Raw genomic sequence first — 18,408 nt, 5'->3', positions numbered from 1 at the left:
CGATCCCTTTCCAACACCGTTTGTTTTGTTTCTATGGACTTATTCTGTTGGCAACATTGCTAGCTACTCTTCTTCTGCAAATTCGTCAATTTGGCTTTCAATAGCTGTTTGCTCAGCTGATGTATTGGTAACCACTTGACGGTAACGTTGCATACCAGTTCCGGCTGGAATTAACTTACCAATAATCACATTTTCTTTCAAACCAATTAGTGGATCCTTGTCACCCCGGATCGCTGCATCTGTTAAGACGCGCGTTGTTTCCTGGAAGGAAGCAGCCGAGATAAAGGAGTTGGTTTGTAAGGCAGCCTTGGTAATTCCAAGAATAACTGGACGAGCTGTTGCTGGCACTTCGCCAGACTTAATAATCTCTTCATTCGCCTGAGTAAAGTCAGCAATGTCTAATAAGGCACCTGGCAAGATATTGGTATCAGCTGGGTCCATAATTCGTACCTTGCGTAGCATTTGACGTACCATAACCTCAACGTGTTTGTCGCCAATTTCTACCCCTTGACCACGGTAAACTCCTTGAACTTCACGGAGTAAGTAGTTTTCTACAGTTAGTACATCGGTTACGCGTAATAATTCCTTCGGATCGATTGATCCTTCGGTCAAGGCTTGGCCACGTTCCACCTGGTCGCCGACTTTAACTTTCAAGCGGGCTTGGAAAGGAACGTTATAAGTACGCGTATCAGTAATTCCTTTGATAGTGATATCTTTGGTTCGGTCTGAGGCTTTCTCTTCAATGGCTTCAACTTCACCAGCCACTTCAGTGATGGTAGCTTGACCTTTCGGATTCCGGGCTTCAAAGATTTCTTGAATCCGCGGTAACCCTTGAGTGATGTCGCCACCACCCGCAACCCCACCGGTATGGAAGGTACGCATGGTTAACTGAGTACCTGGTTCACCGATCGATTGGGCAGCGATGGTTCCGACAGCTTCCCCAACTTCAACTTCTTCACCCGTGGCCAAGTTTCGACCATAGCAGTGCTTACATACACCGTGGTTCGTATTACAAGTGAAGACAGAACGGATGGTTACTTTTTCAATACCTGCATTCACAATTTGAGCTGCGATATCTTCATTGATCAATTGGTTACGACCAATAATCACTTCGCCTGTTTCTGGATGGTAGACTGTTTTTTGAGTGTACCGACCGATTAAACGTTCTTCCAGGGATTCTGTAATAGAGTTACCATCACGAATATCCTCAACGATAACCCCTTTTTCAGTCCCACAATCATCTTCACGAACAATGACATCTTGAGCCACGTCCACCAGACGACGAGTCAAGTAACCAGAGTCAGCGGTCTTCAAGGCCGTGTCGGTCATCCCTTTACGTGCCCCGTGAGTGGAGATGAACATCTCCAAGACAGATAGTCCCTCACGGAAGTTAGAGGTAATTGGCAATTCGATAATTTTACCACTCGGAGCCGCCATGTTCCCCCGCATTCCTGCTAATTGGGTAAAGTTAGAGATATTACCACGGGCTCCGGAGTCCGCCATCATATTAATGGAGTTCAATCTTGGTAGTTCTTCAACCAGATTATCTTGGATAGCATCTTTAGCCTTTTCCCATGTACGAATTACATTATTATAGCGCTCGTCTTCGGTAATCAGACCACGACGATATTGTTTGGTAATCTTTTCAACCGTGCTATGAGCATTTTCTAAAATTTCTTCTTTCGATTCTAGACGGATTACGTCAGCAACGCCGACGGTGATCCCCGCCCGGGTTGAAATCTTGTATCCTTGATTCTTCATCTTATCGAGCATTTTAGAAGTTTCAGCTACTTTATAGCGTTTGAAGACTTCGGCAATGATCTTACCAAGATATTTCTTCTTAAATGGATCTACCAATGGCATCTCAGCAATCGCTGCCTTAATGTCTGAGCCCGGTTCTAAGAAATATTTATCAGGAGTTTTCACTGTTAGGTTCTCAGTACTTGGTTCATTTAAGAATGGGAATTCTTTCGGCATGATTTGATTAAATAGAATCTTACCAATGGTTGTCACTAAGATCTTAGAGCTTTGTTCTTCGGTAAATTCCTTACCATTAGCCGCTAAGGCTTTGGCTGGAATTGCTACCCGGGTATGTAAGTGGGCATAACCATTAACATAAGCAAGTTCTGCCTCACTTTCGCTAGATAGAAGCATACCTTCGCCCTCACGACCAGCTTCTTCCATGGTTAGGTAATAGTTTCCTAGAACCATGTCTTGAGAAGGAGTCACGACCGGTTTTCCATCTTTTGGATTCAGAATGTGTTGAGCGGCCAACATTAATAATCGTGCTTCAGCTTGAGCTTCATGAGAAAGAGGCACGTGAACCGCCATTTGGTCACCGTCAAAGTCGGCGTTGTAGGCTTCACAGGCTAATGGGTGAAGTCGAATGGCTTTACCGTCGACCAATACTGGTTCAAAGGCTTGGATTCCCAAGCGGTGAAGGGTCGGTGCCCGGTTCAGTAGAACGGGATGTTCTTTGATAACTTCTTCAATCACTGGCCAGATTTGATCATCTTGGGTCTCAATCATTTTCTTAGCCATTTTAATATTTCCGGCAATTTCACGTTCTACTAATTCTTTCATCACGAATGGCTTGAACAATTCAATCGCCATTTCTTTTGGTAAACCACATTGATACATTTTTAGAGTTGGTCCAACTACGATAACTGAACGTCCAGAGTAGTCTACCCGTTTTCCTAGTAAGTTTTGACGGAAACGTCCTTGTTTCCCTTTTAGCATATGCGATAAAGATTTCAATGGCCGGTTACCAGGTCCGGTAACGGCACGACCGCGACGACCGTTATCAATCAATGAATCGACCGCTTCTTGTAGCATTCGTTTTTCATTTTGCACAATAATATCTGGAGCACCAAGATCTAACAAACGTTTCAAACGGTTATTTCGGTTAATTACCCGACGATATAAGTCATTCAAGTCACTGGTTGCAAAGCGACCCCCTTCTAATTGGACCATTGGTCGCAATTCAGGTGGAATAACTGGCAAAGCTTCCATAATCATTGAAGTTAATTTATTTCCAGATTCTAAGAATGAGTCTAGAATTTCAAGTCGACGAATCGCCCGTGTCCGTTTTTGGCCGGTGGCTGTCTTCAATTGTTCTTTCAATTCAGCAACTTCAGCTTCAAGATTAACTTGTTTTAATAAGTCGCGAATCGCTTCAGCCCCCATCTTAGCTACGAAACGATCTCCGTATTCACGTTTACGTTCACGATATTCTAATTCAGAAAGTAGGGCTTTGTGTTCTAAGATTGTATCACCTGGATCAATCACAATATAAGAAGCAAAATAAATGACTTCTTCCAGTAAGCGTGGACTTAAATCTAAGACCAAGCCCATCCGGGAAGGAATCCCTTTAAAATACCATACATGGGTTACGGGGGTGGCTAATTCAATATGGCCCATCCGTTCGCGCCGAACTTTGGAACGTGTGACTTCAACCCCACAACGTTCACAAACCCGTCCTTTATAACGAATACGTTTATATTTTCCACAAGCACATTCCCAGTCTTTGGTTGGACCAAAGATCCGTTCATCGAACAGACCATCTTTTTCAGGTTTGAGGGTCCGGTAGTTAATCGTTTCTGGTTTCTTGACTTCACCGTATGACCATGAACGAATTTTTTCTGGGGATGCCAATCCAATTTTCATGGATTCAAATGTATTCACATCGATCAAAAGGCTAACCTCCTTATTTTAAACCTTTGAGTGTCGACTTTAATCTTCTAAATCAACTAATTCAACAGCAGCCTGTTCTTCATCGTTGCTTTCTTGACGTTCAGCTTCTTTCTCTTGGCGCAAACGTTCAGCTTCTTTTTGTTCTTCTTTGAACTTATCCAAAGCGTTAAAGTTCACAACATCATCTTCATCTTCATCATCTTGTAAGTCAATTTCTTGATCACGTTCGTCCAAGACTTTCAGATCGAGACCTAAGGCTTGCAGTTCTTTAACAAGAACACGGAAAGATTCTGGAACGCCTGGTTTTGGAATTCCTTCGCCCTTAACAATAGATTCATAAGTCTTAACCCGTCCAACCACATCGTCTGATTTATAGGTTAGGATTTCTTGGAGGGTAAAGGCTGCTCCATAGGCTTCAAGCGCCCAAACTTCCATTTCACCGAAACGTTGTCCACCAAATTGGGCTTTACCTCCCAGTGGTTGTTGAGTAACTAGAGAGTAAGGACCTGTAGAACGGGCATGGATTTTATCATCTACCATGTGGCCAAGTTTCATCATATACATGACACCCACAGATACTTTACGGTCAAAAGGTTCACCAGTGCGGCCATCATATAAGACGGTCTTAGCATCTTCTGCTAAACCAGCTTCTTTGACAGCTTCCCAAACATCGTTTTCATTAGCACCATCAAAGACTGGTGTAGCGATATTAATGCCCAATGAACGAGCTGCCATACCTAAATGGAGTTCGAAGACTTGACCGATATTCATCCGTGAAGGTACCCCAAGTGGGTTCAACATAATATCAACCGGTGTACCATCAGGCAAGAATGGCATATCTTCTTCTGGAACCACTAGGGATACAACCCCCTTATTACCGTGGCGTCCAGCCATCTTGTCACCGACTTGAATCTTTCTCTTTTGAACAATATATACCCGGACCAACATGTTTACGCCAGGAGAGAGTTCATCACCATTCTCGCGAGTAAAGATCTTCACGTCGTGGACAATACCTCCACCACCATGAGGCACACGTAATGAGGTATCACGAACTTCACGAGCTTTCTCACCGAAGATGGCATGTAGCAATCGTTCTTCAGCAGAAAGTTCAGTCACTCCCTTAGGGGTTACCTTGCCGACCAAAATGTCTCCATCGCGAACTTCGGCACCAATTGAAATAATTCCATCACGGTCTAAGAATTTCAGAGCATCCTCACCGACGTTAGGGATTTCACGTGTAATTTCCTCTGGACCTAATTTAGTATCGCGAGCTTCAGATTCATACTCTTCAATATGAATCGAAGTATAAACGTCATCTTTGACCAGACGTTCAGACATGATAATCGCATCCTCGAAGTTATAACCGTCCCATGTCATAAAGGCTACCAATGGATTTTGTCCTAGTGCCATTTCACCTTTTTCCATCGATGGTCCGTCAGCTAAGACATCGCCAGCATCAACCACTTCTCCTTGCTTAACCAAAGGTCGTTGATTGTAACAGGTTCCAGCATTCGAGCGGGCAAATTTAGTTACATGATATTCTTTAATCGAACCGTCTTCTTGTTCGATCACAATCATATTAGCATCGACATACGCCACGGTACCGCCTGCTTTGGCAATTAGAGCTGCACCTGAGTCATGGGCTGCTTGATATTCAATCCCGGTTCCGACAAAAGGTGCCTGCGGTTTAACCAATGGCACAGCTTGCCGTTGCATGTTAGCCCCCATCAGGGCCCGGTTGGAGTCATCGTTTTCCAAGAATGGAATGGAAGCCGTAGCCACCGAAACAACTTGCTTCGGTGACACGTCCATAAAATCGAGTTGCTCAACCGAAACTTCCAAGTTCTCATCTTTATAACGAGCCATTACAGTATCATTAATGAAATTACCCTCTTCATCAATTAATGAGTTAGCTTGAGCCACGACATATAAGTCTTCCTCGTCTGCTGATAAATAGTGAATTTCATCAGTAGCACGGTGAGTTTGTCGGTCAACTTTTCGATAAGGCGTTTCAATAAAACCATAGTCATTAATCTTGGCGTAGGAAGCGAGCGAGTTAATCAACCCGATATTCGGTCCTTCAGGGGTTTCAATCGGACACATCCGGCCGTAGTGAGAATAGTGAACGTCACGCACTTCATAACCCGCCCGATCACGAGTCAAACCACCAGGTCCTAAGGCTGACAACCGACGTTTATGGGTTAACTCACCCAATGGGTTGGATTGGTCCATGAATTGAGATAATTGAGATGAACCGAAGAATTCCCGAATTGCAGCAACCACTGGACGAATATTCACCAGCTGTTGCGGGGTCATTGTGGCAATATCTTGTAAAGACATCCGTTCACGGACCACACGTTCCATTCGGCTTAAACCAATTCGAAATTGGTTTTGTAATAATTCTCCAACAGAACGAATCCGACGATTGCCAAGGTGGTCAATATCATCCGTCTTCCCAATACCTTCATCGAGGAATAAATAATAGTTAATTGAAGCAATAATATCGGCGGGTGTTAAACATTTTACTGAATCAGGAATATTTGCATTACCCACTATATTAATGATACGTTCAGGATCGCTCGGAGCATATACTTTAATCATTTGCAAAGGAATTGGATCGGTTAAGACGGCATCTTCAGCAGGTTCCCAAGTGACTAGATTGATATTATTTTCCAAATAAGGAATTAAGGTATCAATTTTGTCTTGATCAAGCACAGTGCCCTCTGGGAAGATCACTTCTCCAGTTTCTGGATCTGCCAAGGTTTCTGCCAAGGTCAAGCCTAACAAGCGATATTTCAAATGAAGTTTCTTGTTAATCTTATAGCGACCCACCGGTGCTAAATCATACCGACGTGGATCAAAGAATCGAGCAATCAAAAGATTTCGTGAACTTTCAGCAGTCTTAGGTTCGCCCGGACGAAGACGTTCATAAACATCTTTCAAAGCTTCTTCAACCCGTGAATCAGCCACGTTCTTATGGATATCTTTTTCTAAGGTGGTGTCTAATAATTGGCTTTCCCCAAACAAGGCCACAATCTCATCATCTGAACCAAAACCAAGGGCGCGCACCAATTCAGTCAATGGCAACTTACGCGTCCGGTCAATTCTTACATAGGCAACCCCTTTGGCATCTGTTTCGAATTCTAACCAAGCACCACGATTTGGAATCACGGTAGAAGTGTAGGTATGACGATTCTTCTTATCAATCTTGTCATGGAAATAAACGGACGGGGATCGTACTAATTGAGATACTATAACCCGTTCTGCCCCGTTAATAATGAACGTTCCCATCTCGGTCATCATTGGGAAATCACCAAAAAAGACGACTTGTTCTTTGACTTCGCCAGTTTCTTTATTCACCAGACGTAATTTCACATAAATTGGTTGTGAATAATTGGCATCATGACTACGAGCTTCTTCCACATCATATTTGGGTTCTCTCAATTCGTAATCGACGAAATGGAGTTCCAAATTATCGCTGTGGTCGACAATCGGAGAAATATCCTCAAACATAATCCGAATCCCTTTATCTAGGAACCATTCATAGGATTTAGTTTGAATCTCAATCAAATTCGGTAGTTCTAAGACTTCGGCAATGCGCGAATAGCTACGACGTTCTGCTTTCTTACCATATTTAACAATATGATGACTCAAGCTCTTCACCCCTTATATATAATCAAACACAATGTTACAATTAAGTTACAAACCTTACATTTTGATAACAAATCGTGGATTTACCAGACTTTTAGGCAAAAAAATAACAAAAGATTTGAGTACGACTACACAATTCTTTTGTTTAATTCCCTAGAAAGCCTATCTGGACAATATTTCAGATGGTTTTCTTTTATAATCTGCTTCTCACGTTCATCCATCATAGCAAAAAAAAGAAGGAAAGTCAATTCCTTCTTTGATGTTATTCAGCTAACATTCTTTAGACCTATTCTGCTAAGCTAAATAGGGCAATATCACCGACCAAGCTTCTAACAAATCAGCCAGACGGAACCGAGCATTAGCTGGACTCGTGGATGGAAGTTTTATACCAGCTATCTGACTTTGTTTGGCATGATACTTCTGATAATATTTGTAGGAAGTAGCTCCATTACAGAAGACTTGTTCAATTTGGCTTTGTTGGAAGACCTGACTTAAATCTGTCGGGATCACATTTTGTATCGAGGCATCACTCGAACCAATAATATCACACTGATAGATTGAATCATAAACGGCAATCTGGTGTCGTAGTAGAAAGTCGCGACGTTCTCCAATCTCGTTTGATAAAGTTTCTCCGAACAAGGCGGACATTAATGGCCAAAAGCGATTCTGCGGATGCCCATAAAAGAAGCCGTAAGCCCGGGTCTGAACTGAAGGAAAAGATCCAAGAATTAAAATTTTAGAATCTGATTGATATAAAGGAGACAAGGGGTGGGTAATCGTTTGATGTTCTTGCTTGGCTGGCATTGAATCGACTCCCTTCATCATATCTTTTAATTAAGAAATTTCTTCGAGCAACCTCCAACAAAAAGTTGGGCTGAATGATTGATTTATGAATATCGAAGCTGATCAGAAATAACCTGATACATAAATTTTATTTTATTGATAGGCTTGGTAGGCCACCGCAATCTCTGCCCCGAGACGAGCATTATTATAGACCAATTCAATATTGCTCGCTAGCGATCGGCCTTCGGTTAATTCGACAATCTTAGCAAGTAAGAAAGGTGTTGAATCCTTACCATGAACTCCTGCTTCTTTTTCTTCGGCGAGGGCTTGTTGAATAATTTGATCAATATCTTCATGAGGAATTTCATGTTCTGCTGGAATTGGATTGGTGACTAGAATGGCTGATTTTAATTCAGCGACATCTTGATAGTGCATCAAAGCTGCAATCTCTTCGGGATGATCTTTACGTAAATTCAAAGCCACATCAGAGGCTCTAGAATAAAAGGCAGGTAAATAATCGGTTTGATAACCGACCACCGGCACTCCTTTGGTTTCAAGATATTCCATCGTGCGGCCTAAATCAAGAATTGCTTTCGCACCCGCACATACGACCGTAAGATTAGTTTGGCTTAGCTCTTCTAGGTCAGCAGAAATATCCATACTATCCTGTCCTTCACGATGAACTCCCCCAATACCTCCCGTGACGAAGACCTTAATCCCAGCTAATTTAGCCGCAATCATGGTTGAAGCCACTGTCGTAGCTCCAATTTGTTGACTAGCCAAAATTTCTGCAAAATCACGACGAGATACTTTGGCAACATTCGGAGCAGTCGCTAGTAATTCTAACTGTTGATCATCAAGACCGACTTGGATCTTACCATCCATTAAGGCAATGGTGGCGGGTACTGCTCCATGTTCACGAATAATTTGTTCAGTCTTACGCGCCATCTCTACATTCTGTGGATAAGGCATCCCATGAGATATAATGGTAGATTCTAGTGCTACTACTGGTTGGTGATGATCTAAAGCTTCTTTAACTTCTTGGCTTAAACGAATTAATGGGTTCATAATTACCTCCTAAATATTGTTTGACGATAATTTTCTAATAAGGTTTCATTCAAATCTTTGCGGACTGTCTGTCGGGATTGGATACACAGATTGGCATTGGCCATGGCTAATTCTAATGCTCGATCAGCTGGATAGCCCTTAATCCAAGCATAAATCATTCCCGCTGAGAAAGCATCGCCAGCGCCGGTCACCTCAACCACCTGATCAACTTGAGGAGGTTTGATTGAGAACGTCTGACCCGTTCGATCCAAGTAATAGCTTGGTTGACTTCCGTGCGTTAGAACGATTTGTTCCAGACCCGTACCCATCCACAAGGGAGCAATTTTGGCGAGATCTCGGTCGTTATCCTTTAACGAGAAATAAGTCTGTGATTCATCTAGATTCACAATCATCCCCGTCACTCCGGTTAAATCCTTAGGCAGTCGAGCCATCTTTGGACCACTCACTGGAATCAGATACAAGGGAACTTTTGTCTGTCGGGCAAAATTTATCACATATTCGACAACCGCTAAAGGAGGGTTCAGGTCAACCACCAGTGCTTTAGCCGAAGAAAAAGCGGTTTGGTATTGCTGAATCCAAGATAGGGTCATCTGATCGTAGATTTCCATATCAGCAAGGGCTAGAGTCATCTCTCCATTTGAATCAATCACCGCTGTATAACTCCCGGTCGGGTAATTACTTAGGTTTTGGACATATTGGAAGTTAATATAAGGTTGACTCTGTTGACGAATCCAATCAAATTCCTTATCATTACCCGCTAAAGAAACGAGCGACACATCTAAACCTAAACGCCCTAGGTTCTCCGAAACATTTCGGGCCACGCCGCCCATACTTTGGCTAGAAATCACCGGATTACTCGTGCCAGCTTGTAAATGATCTTTGAGAAAATACTTACGGTCGAGGTTCATCGCCCCAATACATACAATTTCACTGCTTTGATTAAGGACATAGGCCCGACCTAATAGGTATTTCTTTTCAATTAAATTGGAAATAAGTGTTGCTACGGTCGATCGGCTTAAATGAATCAGGTCAGCGATTTCTTGTTGCGATAGAAAGGGGTTTTCTTTCAATAATAACAAGATGCGTTCCTCGTTATGACTTAACATTTGGATTCCTCCGCCTCAATTTTAAACTATTGTCTATTATAAGACTTATGTCTAGAATCATTTTAGCGGTTTTCATCTGTCGATGCAAGCTTTTGACTGGATAGAATCCAATAGCCTTTATCCTGCTTTAGTCGTTCGACATTGCCGAAAACTTCCTCCATATATTTCTTCATCGAAGGGGCCCCTTGTTTTTTCTGAATCACGAGAACCAGACGGCCATTTTCTAATAAATGCTCATAAGCCACGGCTACAAATCGTTGGATTACATGTTTCCCAGCTCGAATGGGTGGATTCGTCAAGACCCACTGATATCGATCAATTAATTGTAAATTAATGGCATCCGTTAAAAGCCATTGAATTGATGAAGCCTGATTCACTGCAGCATTCTGCTTTGCCAATTCATAAGCTCGTCGGTTAATCTCCACCGCCGTAATCTTCGTCTGGGGAAGTTCCTGGTTTAGAATAATAGAGATAGGCCCATAACCACTACCTAATTCCAGGATTTTTTCTTGATTTTCAACTTGATAATTTGAAAGAAAGCTTTCTAATAAGACCTGGGAACCGTAATCGATTTGACTCTTGGAGAATACTCCAGCATTCGTTTGGAAGGTATAAGTCTTGTGCTTAAAGCTAAATTCAAAAGTCTGAGGATGGTCGGCGCTATGAGGCTGGTGTTCAAAATATTGTTCCGTCAATGCTATACTCCTTTGAATTGTAATCTTAATTGATATTCTAACATTTTACCGAGGTTCATGGTAAACTATTAGCATAGTAAGCATGGAGGAAAAATATGATTAAATTATTTGTCTCAGATATGGATGGTACCCTGTTAAATGACCAACACATTATTAGTCAAGAAAATGCCAATAGTATCAAGAAATTACAAGCTCGTGGTATCGAATTTATGATTGCTACTGGCCGAACCTTCCATTCAGCTAAACCTTTTTTAGATATGCATCAGATTGATTGCGAAATGATTAATTTAAACGGTGCTGCCATTTATACCAGAGACGGGCATTTAGAGCATTCGATCCCAATGAGTTTCCCAATTGTTAAACAAATGATCCTCTTTTGTCAACAGCATGGAATTGGTTATTCCGTTATGGACTCACAATATCTCTATGTGATGGATACTGATAGTTTCTTAAAGAAGATCTTCGCCAATCTCGACTTGGGAATCGATTCAGACCAAAGTAGTCGCATGCAATTCATTAATGATATTAATTATGTTCGTGATATTAATGATTACCAATTCAATCAAGCTAGTCCCGTCCTGAAGATGATGATTCTTTCCGAAAATCCGGAAAAACTGCAGGCCTTTCAAGATGTCTTCGCGAGTGAAGATAGTTTAGATATAACTTCATCAAATATTGACAATTTAGAAGTAACCCATCAAAAAGCTCAGAAAGGCTTAGCCATTGCCTCTTATGCCGCAGCTAAAGGTTGGACGATGGATGAAGTGGCTACGATTGGCGATTCCTTAAATGATCGATCCATGTTACAAATGGCAAAATATGGATTTGTCATGGAAAACGCGAGCGAAGAGGTTAAATCATTCTCAACCTTACGTGCCCCCGACCATAATCTCCACGGTGTGAGCCAAATCATCGAAGCTATTCTAAAAAATTATTAATTCTTAACGCAAAAAAAGAGAAGCTTCCGCAAGGAATGCTTCTCTTTTATTTGTAAGTTAATATAATTATTTAACTTCAACTTCTCCGCCAGCTTCTTCGATCTTAGCTTTAAGTTCTTCAGCTTCTTCTTTAGAAACAGCTTCTTTAATCACTGAAGGAGCGCCGTCAACTAATTCTTTAGCTTCTTTCAAGCCTAAACCAGTTGCTTCACGAACTGCTTTGATAACTTTGATTTTAGCAGCGCCAGCTGATTTCAATTCAACATTGAATTCAGTTTGTTCAGCAGCAGCTGAAGCTTCACCAGCACCAGGAGCAGCAGCTACAGCTACAGGAGCAGCAGCAGACACACCGAATTCTTCTTCGATTGCTTTAACTAATTCGTTTAATTCTACAACAGTTGATGATTTAATATCTTCAATAATTTGTTCAATATTTAATGCCATAATATATTTCTCCTTTATAATTTTATTTTATTAGGCAGCGTCTTTTGAATCTGCAACAGCTTTAAGCGCATAAGCCATCTTGCGTGCAGGAGATGCTTGAGATAGAACAGATGCTGTATTGCGCATTGGCGCTTGTAGCACTGATAGTAACATTGATAGTAATCCTTCACGACTAGGTAATTTAGCGACAGTTTCGATATCAGCCAATGAGGCCACTTTACCTTCGATCATACCGCCCTTGATTTCCAAGGCATCAAGATTCTTGACTTGTTCGGTCAAGATTTTAGCAGGAGCCACAATGTCTTCACTAAAGACAATCGCTGTAGGTCCGCTGAAATATTCATCAAGACCTTCAATTTCTGCTTGAGCCGCAGCTCGACGTAATAAAGTATTCTTAACAACTTTCATCTTCACGTCGTTATCACGTAATTCCTTACGTAATGCAGTAACTTCGGCAACAGATAAACCTAAAAAGTCTACAACCAAGATTGCTGAAGAAGATTTGAAATCTTCAACAAGTTGATCGATTTCTGCTTGTTTTGCTTCTTTACTTACAACACGTTTAACCAAATAATTCACCTCCGTCAATATTAGATAAGATAGAGATTCATTAATTTACATTAAAAAATCTCTATGTCACCTTAGACATAGAGATAGCTTCCAAAATAATTCGGGAACTTCCTCGGTAAGAAATTAAGGCTAAAGCCACTTACTGTCTTCGGTCGTTTGACGCTACACATTGTAACGCATTATTATTTGATTTGCAAGAAGAATTATTCTTCTTCTTCATCTTTCTTAGTTACGGCTGCGGTGATTGTTTGTGCATCAATCTTAATACCAGGTCCAAAGGTTGTGGTCAAAGTAAGATTGGTGATAAATCTACCTTTAGCTCCGCTTGGTTTTACTCGAATTAATTCTTCGTGTAAAGCCTTGAAGTTTTCAACTAATTTTTCAGTAGAGAAGGATACTTTACCAATTGGCACGTTCACGATACCAGCTTTGTCAGCACGGTAATTTACTTTACCAGCTTTGATTTCTTCTACTGCTTTAGTAACATCCATTGTTACGGTACCTGTTTTAGGGTTCGGCATCAAGCCTTTTGGACCAAGGACACGACCTAAGCGGCCTACTTGACCCATCATATCAGGGGTAGCTACCATAACATCAAAATCTAACCAGCCGCCGTTGATTTTCTCAATAATATCAGCATCACCAACGAAGTCAGCACCAGCAGCGCGAGCTTCTTCAGCTTTTGCTCCTTGAGCAACTACGACAACCGTTTGAGTTTTACCAGTACCATTTGGTAAGACCATGGCACCACGAATTTGTTGGTCTGCTTTTTTAACATCGATATTTAAGTTATAAGATACTTCGACAGTGGCATCAAATTTAGCAAAGTCGATTTCTTTAGCTAAAGTAATTGCTTCTGTTGGAGTATAAAGTTTGTTGCGGTCTACTTTTTCTAAGGCCGCTTGATATTGTTTGCTTTTTTTAGCCATTTTTATTTCCTCCTATTTTTGTGGTGATAACGGTTTTTCCTCCCACACCCGATAGAATACGGGTTTGTGGAAACTGCACCCGCATTTAGCCTTCTACAGTAATACCCATAGAACGAGCAGTACCTTCGATCATGCGCATTGCAGCTTCTACGTCTGCTGCATTTAAGTCTTTCATTTTGATTTCAGCAATTTCTTGAACTTGAGCTTTGGTCACTTTTCCAACTTTATTTTTGTTAGGTTCGCCAGAAGCTTTAGATAAACCAGCAGCTTTCTTCAATAGAACTGGGGCTGGTGGAGTTTTAGTGATGAAGGTAAATGAACGGTCTTCATAAACATCAATCACTACTGGAATAATCATTCCATTTTGATCTTGAGTTTGAGCATTAAATTCCTTGGTGAAAGCCATAATATTCACACCGGCTTGCCCTAATGCAGGACCTACTGGTGGAGCTGGACTTGCTTGTCCGGCTGGAATTTGCAATTTGACTTGTTTGACAACTTTTTTAGCCACGAAACATTCCTCCTTGTTTTTTTAAGTTCGTGATGTGGTATACGGTTAGTAACCTCCCACTCAGTGTGCGTACATGCGCACCGAAGCATTATAACACAATCTTTAGCAAAATCAAGCAAATTTATAATATTTTTCAGGACTACTTGCTCAATTTAGATTTCTTCGGCTTTGACCTGATAGAATTCTAGCTCGGTCACGGTTTCGCGACCAAACATTTCAATCACAACTTTTAATCGTTGCTGATCTTGATCAATTTCTTCAATGACACCGGCTAACCCTGAGAAGGCACCATCGATAATTTCAACCCGATCACCAATCTCAACTTCTAAATCAACCACTGGTTTTGGAGCAGCTTTATCACCTAATAAAACAGCCACTTCTTCTTCTAATAAGGGAGAAGGTTTAGATCCTGCACCATGTGAACCAACAAACCCCGTTACCCCTGGTGTATTTCTGACCACAAACCACGCTTCATCAGACATGACCATTTCTACTAACACATAACCAGGAAATTTCTTCTTAGATTTGGTCTTCTTAACGCCATCTTTCATTTCGGTTACTTCTTCTTCTGGAACCATAACCCGGAAGATATTTTCATTCATATCCATCGAATCTTTACGCAATTCTATATTCTCTTTGACTTTGTTCTCATATCCTGAGTAAGTATGGAGCACATACCAAGCTTTTTCTCCGTTCACGCAACTTTCCTCCTTTGACTTTCTCTTCATAATAAAAAACCTACATCATGTAGGCTTTCTTTTAGTATATTATACCATGTTTTCGGTTAAAATATCAGTAGCTTAAGCTAAGGTAAATAACCAATTTAGTAGATTAGATAGGCCGAAATCAACGACAGCAAAGAAAATAGAAAAAGCAATCACCATGAAAATAACTGTCCAAGTATAACGATTCACTTCTTGGAGATTTGGCCAAGTCACTTTTTTCATTTCTTGCAGAACATTTTTAAAATATGACATGAGTCTTTCCTTTCTATAACATTTACTATTTAGTCTCTTTATGAAGCGTGTGTTTATTACAGTATTTACAGAATTTCATAACTTCTAAGCGAGTGGCCTTGCCCATTTGTGTCGGAGTCATTGAATAATTGCGTTGGCCACAGACCGTACATGCTAAAGCGCCTTTCTTTTGGGCCATAACAACCCCTCCTTTTTATAAGTCATCAATATACTAATGAACTGATGCCACTTTTGTCAAGTATCTCTATAAAGTGTTTCGATTTAACAGACTATAACCCAAGCCCATAATTACACCGCCGCCGACAACATTACCTAAGAAGGCCACAAGCCATTGCATCAAAACTTGCCCCCAAGGTAAACTATGACCTGTAAAACCTACCATTGAAAACACACTAAAATTCGCGATTACGTGTTCATAACCAAAATAAGCAAACATAAAAATAACGACTTCAACAAAAAATAGTTTGGCGAATTCATTTTTAATATTCATTTGGCCAATGATAGCAATATTGACAAAAATATTAGCTAAAATAGCTTCGATAAAAATACTTAACAGACTCTTCGCTAATTTGGCCTGCGCCACATTCACTAAGAATGATGTTTCTGTAATTTGTTGCGCATTTGTCGCCCAGCTCATTAACAATGCCATTAAAATAGCCCCACACCAGTTAAAGAAAGTACAAATTAGGACAATCTTAATGCCTGAGCTTATCTTCAACAAACCCTGATGCTGACCGACCATCGTATACATCATGTTAGAGGTCGCTAGTTCTGTCTTGAGTACCAAAATCATCATTAAACCAAAAGGGAAAATAATTGCATATACAAATTTAGCTAAATAAGGAAGAGGATCCTGAAATACATTCGCTGCCATCGCAGCACACACCGTTGCGATGGTGAGGAACATTCCTGCATAGATGGCTCTTAATGCATATAAAGGAAAATGTTGATTAAGTAATTTTTCCTTTCCTTCTACAGCCACTTGAACCTTTTCAATAAACTCGTTTTTTACCATTCAGTCTCCCACTCCTTTGCCTAAGCTATATATTATCATATCCATTAAAAAAAACCTCTAAAGTTTAGAGGTTTTTTTGAAATTTAGGCTAATTGTTTGAATTTCTTCCGACACCGATAAATCGTATCGTGAACTTTTTTCAAACTCATCCCTAATTCTTCGGCAATTTTCTTATAATTTCCTTCCGAAAGATATTTATGCAATACCTGTTTCTCTAATTTAGACAAGCTATTCAAAACTCTTATAAATTTAGATTGGGTTGAACAAATTTCATAAATGGGCAAATTATTAGTATCTGGTAATAGACTCAAGGTATCCACACTATCTCCATCAACTTCCACATTAAGTGATAAATCCTTCTTGCCTCCGCCTCGACAGGAAGCCAACCGGTAACGCGCAATATTAATGATGTGATTGCGACATACGCAGCGGGCATAAGGTGCAAAAAAAGATCTACGCTCCAAATTGAATGTGCGGACAGCTTTCAATAATGCGACCCGAACTTCTTGTTCGAAATCATCATTATCATAATCAATAATAAAGTATTGACGGGAGAGACTGCGTATTAAAGGTTTAAAACGATCAAATAATTCAACTAAATAATCTTGGTTAGAGCTTTGTTGATAAGCTTCGACAAGTTGTTCATTCGATAATAGAGCAATCTTCTTCATATTTCTTTCTCCTTTACTTATTTAGGAGAATGGCCATCCTTATCTGATAAGTGTTCAATATTATGACGAAGTAAATCTAAATACTCTAAATCTTCCATTTCCCATGGACTTCTGCGCCGCACAATTTGCTGATAGTGATGTTTTACTTCAGTTTGAATTTGTTTTTCAGTTAATTCTTTATCCAGTAAGAGCTCATGAGCTGACATTCTCAGAGCCCCTTGTTGAAAGATTAACCATTGTTCTGCTGCATCACTAGTCGCTACACGGACAGCATTTAAAGGATGAATAAAAGCTTGAACTTCTCTTTCAATATAAGTATCGGCTGTTTCTCCTTCTTTGGTAAAGACAACGGTCAGCTCATATTCTTCGAAACTTTGGCTCAGTCCCGGAACGAATTGGGCATCAAAGACTACCACTAATTGGTCGATACCTCGAAATTTCCGGTAATTTGAGAGTTCGAATAGGAGAAGATCCCGGGCCTGCTGAATTAAATCCTTATGTTTCAATTGATTCAAGTGGGGCCAGGATCCTATCATATTATACCCATCAACAAATAGAATTTTCTTTCGCATCAAATCACCTGATCGGAATGCGATCTCGAGCAACCTCATACATTAAGACAGAAGCTGCGACTGACGCATTGAGACTTTGAACATGCCCTTGCATCGGGATGGTCACGATCCCATCACATTTTTGTTTGAGTAGAGGGGAAACTCCTTTGCCTTCATTCCCAATAACCAAGGCAATCGGTCCTTGGGAATTCCATTGGCGCATATCTTCACCTTCCATATCCGTTGCAAATATCCATAGGCCTCTAGATTTAAGCTGATCGATCGTTTGCGCTAGATTGGTTACCCGTATCACAGGGATATGTTCAATCGCTCCCGTTGAAATTTTGGCGACGACCCCTGTCAAGCCAACGGATCGACGTTTAGGAATAATGATCCCATGCACGCCAGTTGCGTCAGCCGTTCTGAGAATCGAACCTAAATTATGAGGATCAACGATTTCATCCAATATTAACAAGAAAGGATCTTCTTGTCTTTGACTAGCTAAAGCAAAGCTATCTTCTATACTCTGATAGTGATATGGAGCTACAGTGATGATCACGCCTTGGTGATTTTCTCCTTGACTCAGTTCATCTAATTTGTTCTTGGGGACCTCTTGGTAAACAATACCTCGTTGCTTTACCAACTTCAGTATATCGGTTATTTGTTTACCCGCTATCCCTTTTTGTAAAAATAATTTATTTACCTCTTTATTTGACTGCAAAATGGTTAAAACGGTGTGTCGACCATATAAAATTTCGTTATCTTCTTGTTTTCCATTGAAATTTTCTCTCTTATCCACAGCCATT

General features: G+C 40.7%; 18 protein-coding genes and 1 other annotated feature. Of the genes, 1 reads left to right on the top strand and 17 read right to left on the bottom strand.

What is annotated here, in order from left to right; genetic code table 11:
- Positions 1-63: 63 nt before the first annotated feature.
- The 6 genes from rpoC to M0R79_RS00170 all read right to left on the bottom strand — a co-directional run bounded on the left by rpoC (position 64) and on the right by M0R79_RS00170 (position 10,996).
- Positions 64-3,693: a DNA-directed RNA polymerase subunit beta' gene (gene rpoC / locus M0R79_RS00195; RefSeq protein WP_248416926.1), complete on the bottom strand. Its 3,630-nt coding sequence runs from the start codon at positions 3,691-3,693 to the stop codon at positions 64-66.
- A 39-nt stretch (positions 3,694-3,732) separates the two neighbouring features.
- Positions 3,733-7,356, bottom strand: a complete 3,624-nt coding sequence (gene rpoB / locus M0R79_RS00190; protein ID WP_248416928.1) for a DNA-directed RNA polymerase subunit beta — start codon at positions 7,354-7,356, stop codon at positions 3,733-3,735.
- 282 nt (positions 7,357-7,638) lie between these two features.
- A complete protein-coding gene (locus M0R79_RS00185) occupies positions 7,639-8,169 on the bottom strand; it encodes a DNA-deoxyinosine glycosylase (protein ID WP_259560642.1) in 531 nt (176 codons plus the stop codon).
- Between the two features lie 111 nt (positions 8,170-8,280).
- Entirely contained in the window at positions 8,281-9,195 is a 915-nt protein-coding gene (locus tag M0R79_RS00180) for a pseudouridine-5'-phosphate glycosidase (protein ID WP_248416932.1), read from the bottom strand.
- Positions 9,196-9,197: 2 nt separating this feature from the next.
- Positions 9,198-10,301: a carbohydrate kinase gene (locus M0R79_RS00175; RefSeq protein WP_248416934.1), complete on the bottom strand. Its 1,104-nt coding sequence runs from the start codon at positions 10,299-10,301 to the stop codon at positions 9,198-9,200.
- 62 nt (positions 10,302-10,363) lie between these two features.
- A complete protein-coding gene (locus tag M0R79_RS00170) occupies positions 10,364-10,996 on the bottom strand; it encodes a class I SAM-dependent methyltransferase (RefSeq protein ID WP_248416935.1) in 633 nt (210 codons plus the stop codon).
- A gap of 95 nt (positions 10,997-11,091) precedes the next feature.
- Between M0R79_RS00170 and M0R79_RS00165 the strand changes: the two genes are divergently transcribed.
- Positions 11,092-11,934, top strand: coding sequence for a Cof-type HAD-IIB family hydrolase (locus tag M0R79_RS00165; RefSeq protein ID WP_248416936.1), 843 nt, complete (start codon positions 11,092-11,094; stop codon positions 11,932-11,934).
- A gap of 66 nt (positions 11,935-12,000) precedes the next feature.
- On the opposite strand, the gene rplL is transcribed toward M0R79_RS00165, so the two are convergent.
- The 11 genes from rplL to rlmB all read right to left on the bottom strand — a co-directional run bounded on the left by rplL (position 12,001) and on the right by rlmB (position 18,407).
- Positions 12,001-12,378 (bottom strand): 50S ribosomal protein L7/L12, encoded by a 378-nt coding sequence (gene rplL / locus M0R79_RS00160; protein WP_092571038.1) that lies wholly within the window; start codon positions 12,376-12,378, stop codon positions 12,001-12,003.
- Between the two features lie 30 nt (positions 12,379-12,408).
- Positions 12,409-12,948 carry a 50S ribosomal protein L10 gene (rplJ, locus tag M0R79_RS00155; RefSeq protein WP_248416937.1) on the bottom strand — a complete coding sequence of 180 codons (540 nt, stop codon included), beginning with the start codon at positions 12,946-12,948 and terminating at the stop codon, positions 12,409-12,411.
- Positions 12,949-12,991: 43 nt separating this feature from the next.
- Positions 12,992-13,118, bottom strand: a sequence feature (ribosomal protein L10 leader region).
- Between the two features lie 33 nt (positions 13,119-13,151).
- A complete protein-coding gene (rplA, locus tag M0R79_RS00150; protein WP_248416938.1) occupies positions 13,152-13,877 on the bottom strand; it encodes a 50S ribosomal protein L1 in 726 nt (241 codons plus the stop codon).
- A gap of 85 nt (positions 13,878-13,962) precedes the next feature.
- Positions 13,963-14,388 carry a 50S ribosomal protein L11 gene (rplK, locus tag M0R79_RS00145; RefSeq protein WP_092571032.1) on the bottom strand — a complete coding sequence of 142 codons (426 nt, stop codon included), beginning with the start codon at positions 14,386-14,388 and terminating at the stop codon, positions 13,963-13,965.
- 152 nt (positions 14,389-14,540) lie between these two features.
- Positions 14,541-15,116 (bottom strand): transcription termination/antitermination protein NusG, encoded by a 576-nt coding sequence (gene nusG, locus M0R79_RS00140; protein ID WP_259560637.1) that lies wholly within the window; start codon positions 15,114-15,116, stop codon positions 14,541-14,543.
- A gap of 72 nt (positions 15,117-15,188) precedes the next feature.
- Positions 15,189-15,365, bottom strand: a complete 177-nt coding sequence (gene secE, locus M0R79_RS00135) for a preprotein translocase subunit SecE (protein ID WP_092571028.1) — start codon at positions 15,363-15,365, stop codon at positions 15,189-15,191.
- A gap of 25 nt (positions 15,366-15,390) precedes the next feature.
- Positions 15,391-15,543, bottom strand: coding sequence for a 50S ribosomal protein L33 (gene rpmG / locus M0R79_RS00130; protein WP_092571025.1), 153 nt, complete (start codon positions 15,541-15,543; stop codon positions 15,391-15,393).
- A 66-nt stretch (positions 15,544-15,609) separates the two neighbouring features.
- Positions 15,610-16,380, bottom strand: coding sequence for a formate/nitrite transporter family protein (locus tag M0R79_RS00125; protein WP_248416940.1), 771 nt, complete (start codon positions 16,378-16,380; stop codon positions 15,610-15,612).
- 83 nt (positions 16,381-16,463) lie between these two features.
- Positions 16,464-17,051 carry a sigma-70 family RNA polymerase sigma factor gene (locus M0R79_RS00120; protein WP_092571021.1) on the bottom strand — a complete coding sequence of 196 codons (588 nt, stop codon included), beginning with the start codon at positions 17,049-17,051 and terminating at the stop codon, positions 16,464-16,466.
- A 17-nt stretch (positions 17,052-17,068) separates the two neighbouring features.
- Positions 17,069-17,623, bottom strand: coding sequence for an NYN domain-containing protein (locus tag M0R79_RS00115; RefSeq protein WP_248416941.1), 555 nt, complete (start codon positions 17,621-17,623; stop codon positions 17,069-17,071).
- Positions 17,624-17,627: 4 nt separating this feature from the next.
- Positions 17,628-18,407 (bottom strand): 23S rRNA (guanosine(2251)-2'-O)-methyltransferase RlmB, encoded by a 780-nt coding sequence (gene rlmB / locus M0R79_RS00110; protein ID WP_248416942.1) that lies wholly within the window; start codon positions 18,405-18,407, stop codon positions 17,628-17,630.
- Position 18,408: the final 1 nt, after the last annotated feature.

This window comes from Ignavigranum ruoffiae (assembly GCF_023195815.2).
Taxonomy (GTDB): domain Bacteria; phylum Bacillota; class Bacilli; order Lactobacillales; family Aerococcaceae; genus Ignavigranum; species Ignavigranum ruoffiae.
Note: the sequence above shows the minus strand (reverse complement) of the source record. Positions and strands in the feature narration are given on the sequence as shown.

Excerpts from the sequence above, each read along its gene's own strand:
- M0R79_RS00120 (WP_092571021.1), bottom strand. The coding sequence starts at position 17,051 with ATGAAGAAGATTGCTCTATTATCGAATGAACAACTTGTCGAAGCTTAT.
- nusG (WP_259560637.1), bottom strand. The coding sequence starts at position 15,116 with ATGAAGAGAAAGTCAAAGGAGGAAAGTTGCGTGAACGGAGAAAAAGCT.
- rlmB (WP_248416942.1), bottom strand. The coding sequence starts at position 18,407 with ATGGCTGTGGATAAGAGAGAAAATTTCAATGGAAAACAAGAAGATAAC.
- M0R79_RS00180 (WP_248416932.1), bottom strand. The coding sequence starts at position 9,195 with ATGAACCCATTAATTCGTTTAAGCCAAGAAGTTAAAGAAGCTTTAGAT.
- rplA (WP_248416938.1), bottom strand. The coding sequence starts at position 13,877 with ATGGCTAAAAAAAGCAAACAATATCAAGCGGCCTTAGAAAAAGTAGAC.
- M0R79_RS00185 (WP_259560642.1), bottom strand. The coding sequence starts at position 8,169 with ATGATGAAGGGAGTCGATTCAATGCCAGCCAAGCAAGAACATCAAACG.
- rplL (WP_092571038.1), bottom strand. The coding sequence starts at position 12,378 with ATGGCATTAAATATTGAACAAATTATTGAAGATATTAAATCATCAACT.
- M0R79_RS00125 (WP_248416940.1), bottom strand. The coding sequence starts at position 16,380 with ATGGTAAAAAACGAGTTTATTGAAAAGGTTCAAGTGGCTGTAGAAGGA.
- M0R79_RS00165 (WP_248416936.1), top strand. The coding sequence starts at position 11,092 with ATGATTAAATTATTTGTCTCAGATATGGATGGTACCCTGTTAAATGAC.
- rpmG (WP_092571025.1), bottom strand. The coding sequence starts at position 15,543 with ATGGCCCAAAAGAAAGGCGCTTTAGCATGTACGGTCTGTGGCCAACGC.
- M0R79_RS00175 (WP_248416934.1), bottom strand. The coding sequence starts at position 10,301 with ATGTTAAGTCATAACGAGGAACGCATCTTGTTATTATTGAAAGAAAAC.
- M0R79_RS00115 (WP_248416941.1), bottom strand. The coding sequence starts at position 17,623 with ATGCGAAAGAAAATTCTATTTGTTGATGGGTATAATATGATAGGATCC.
- secE (WP_092571028.1), bottom strand. The coding sequence starts at position 15,365 with ATGTCATATTTTAAAAATGTTCTGCAAGAAATGAAAAAAGTGACTTGG.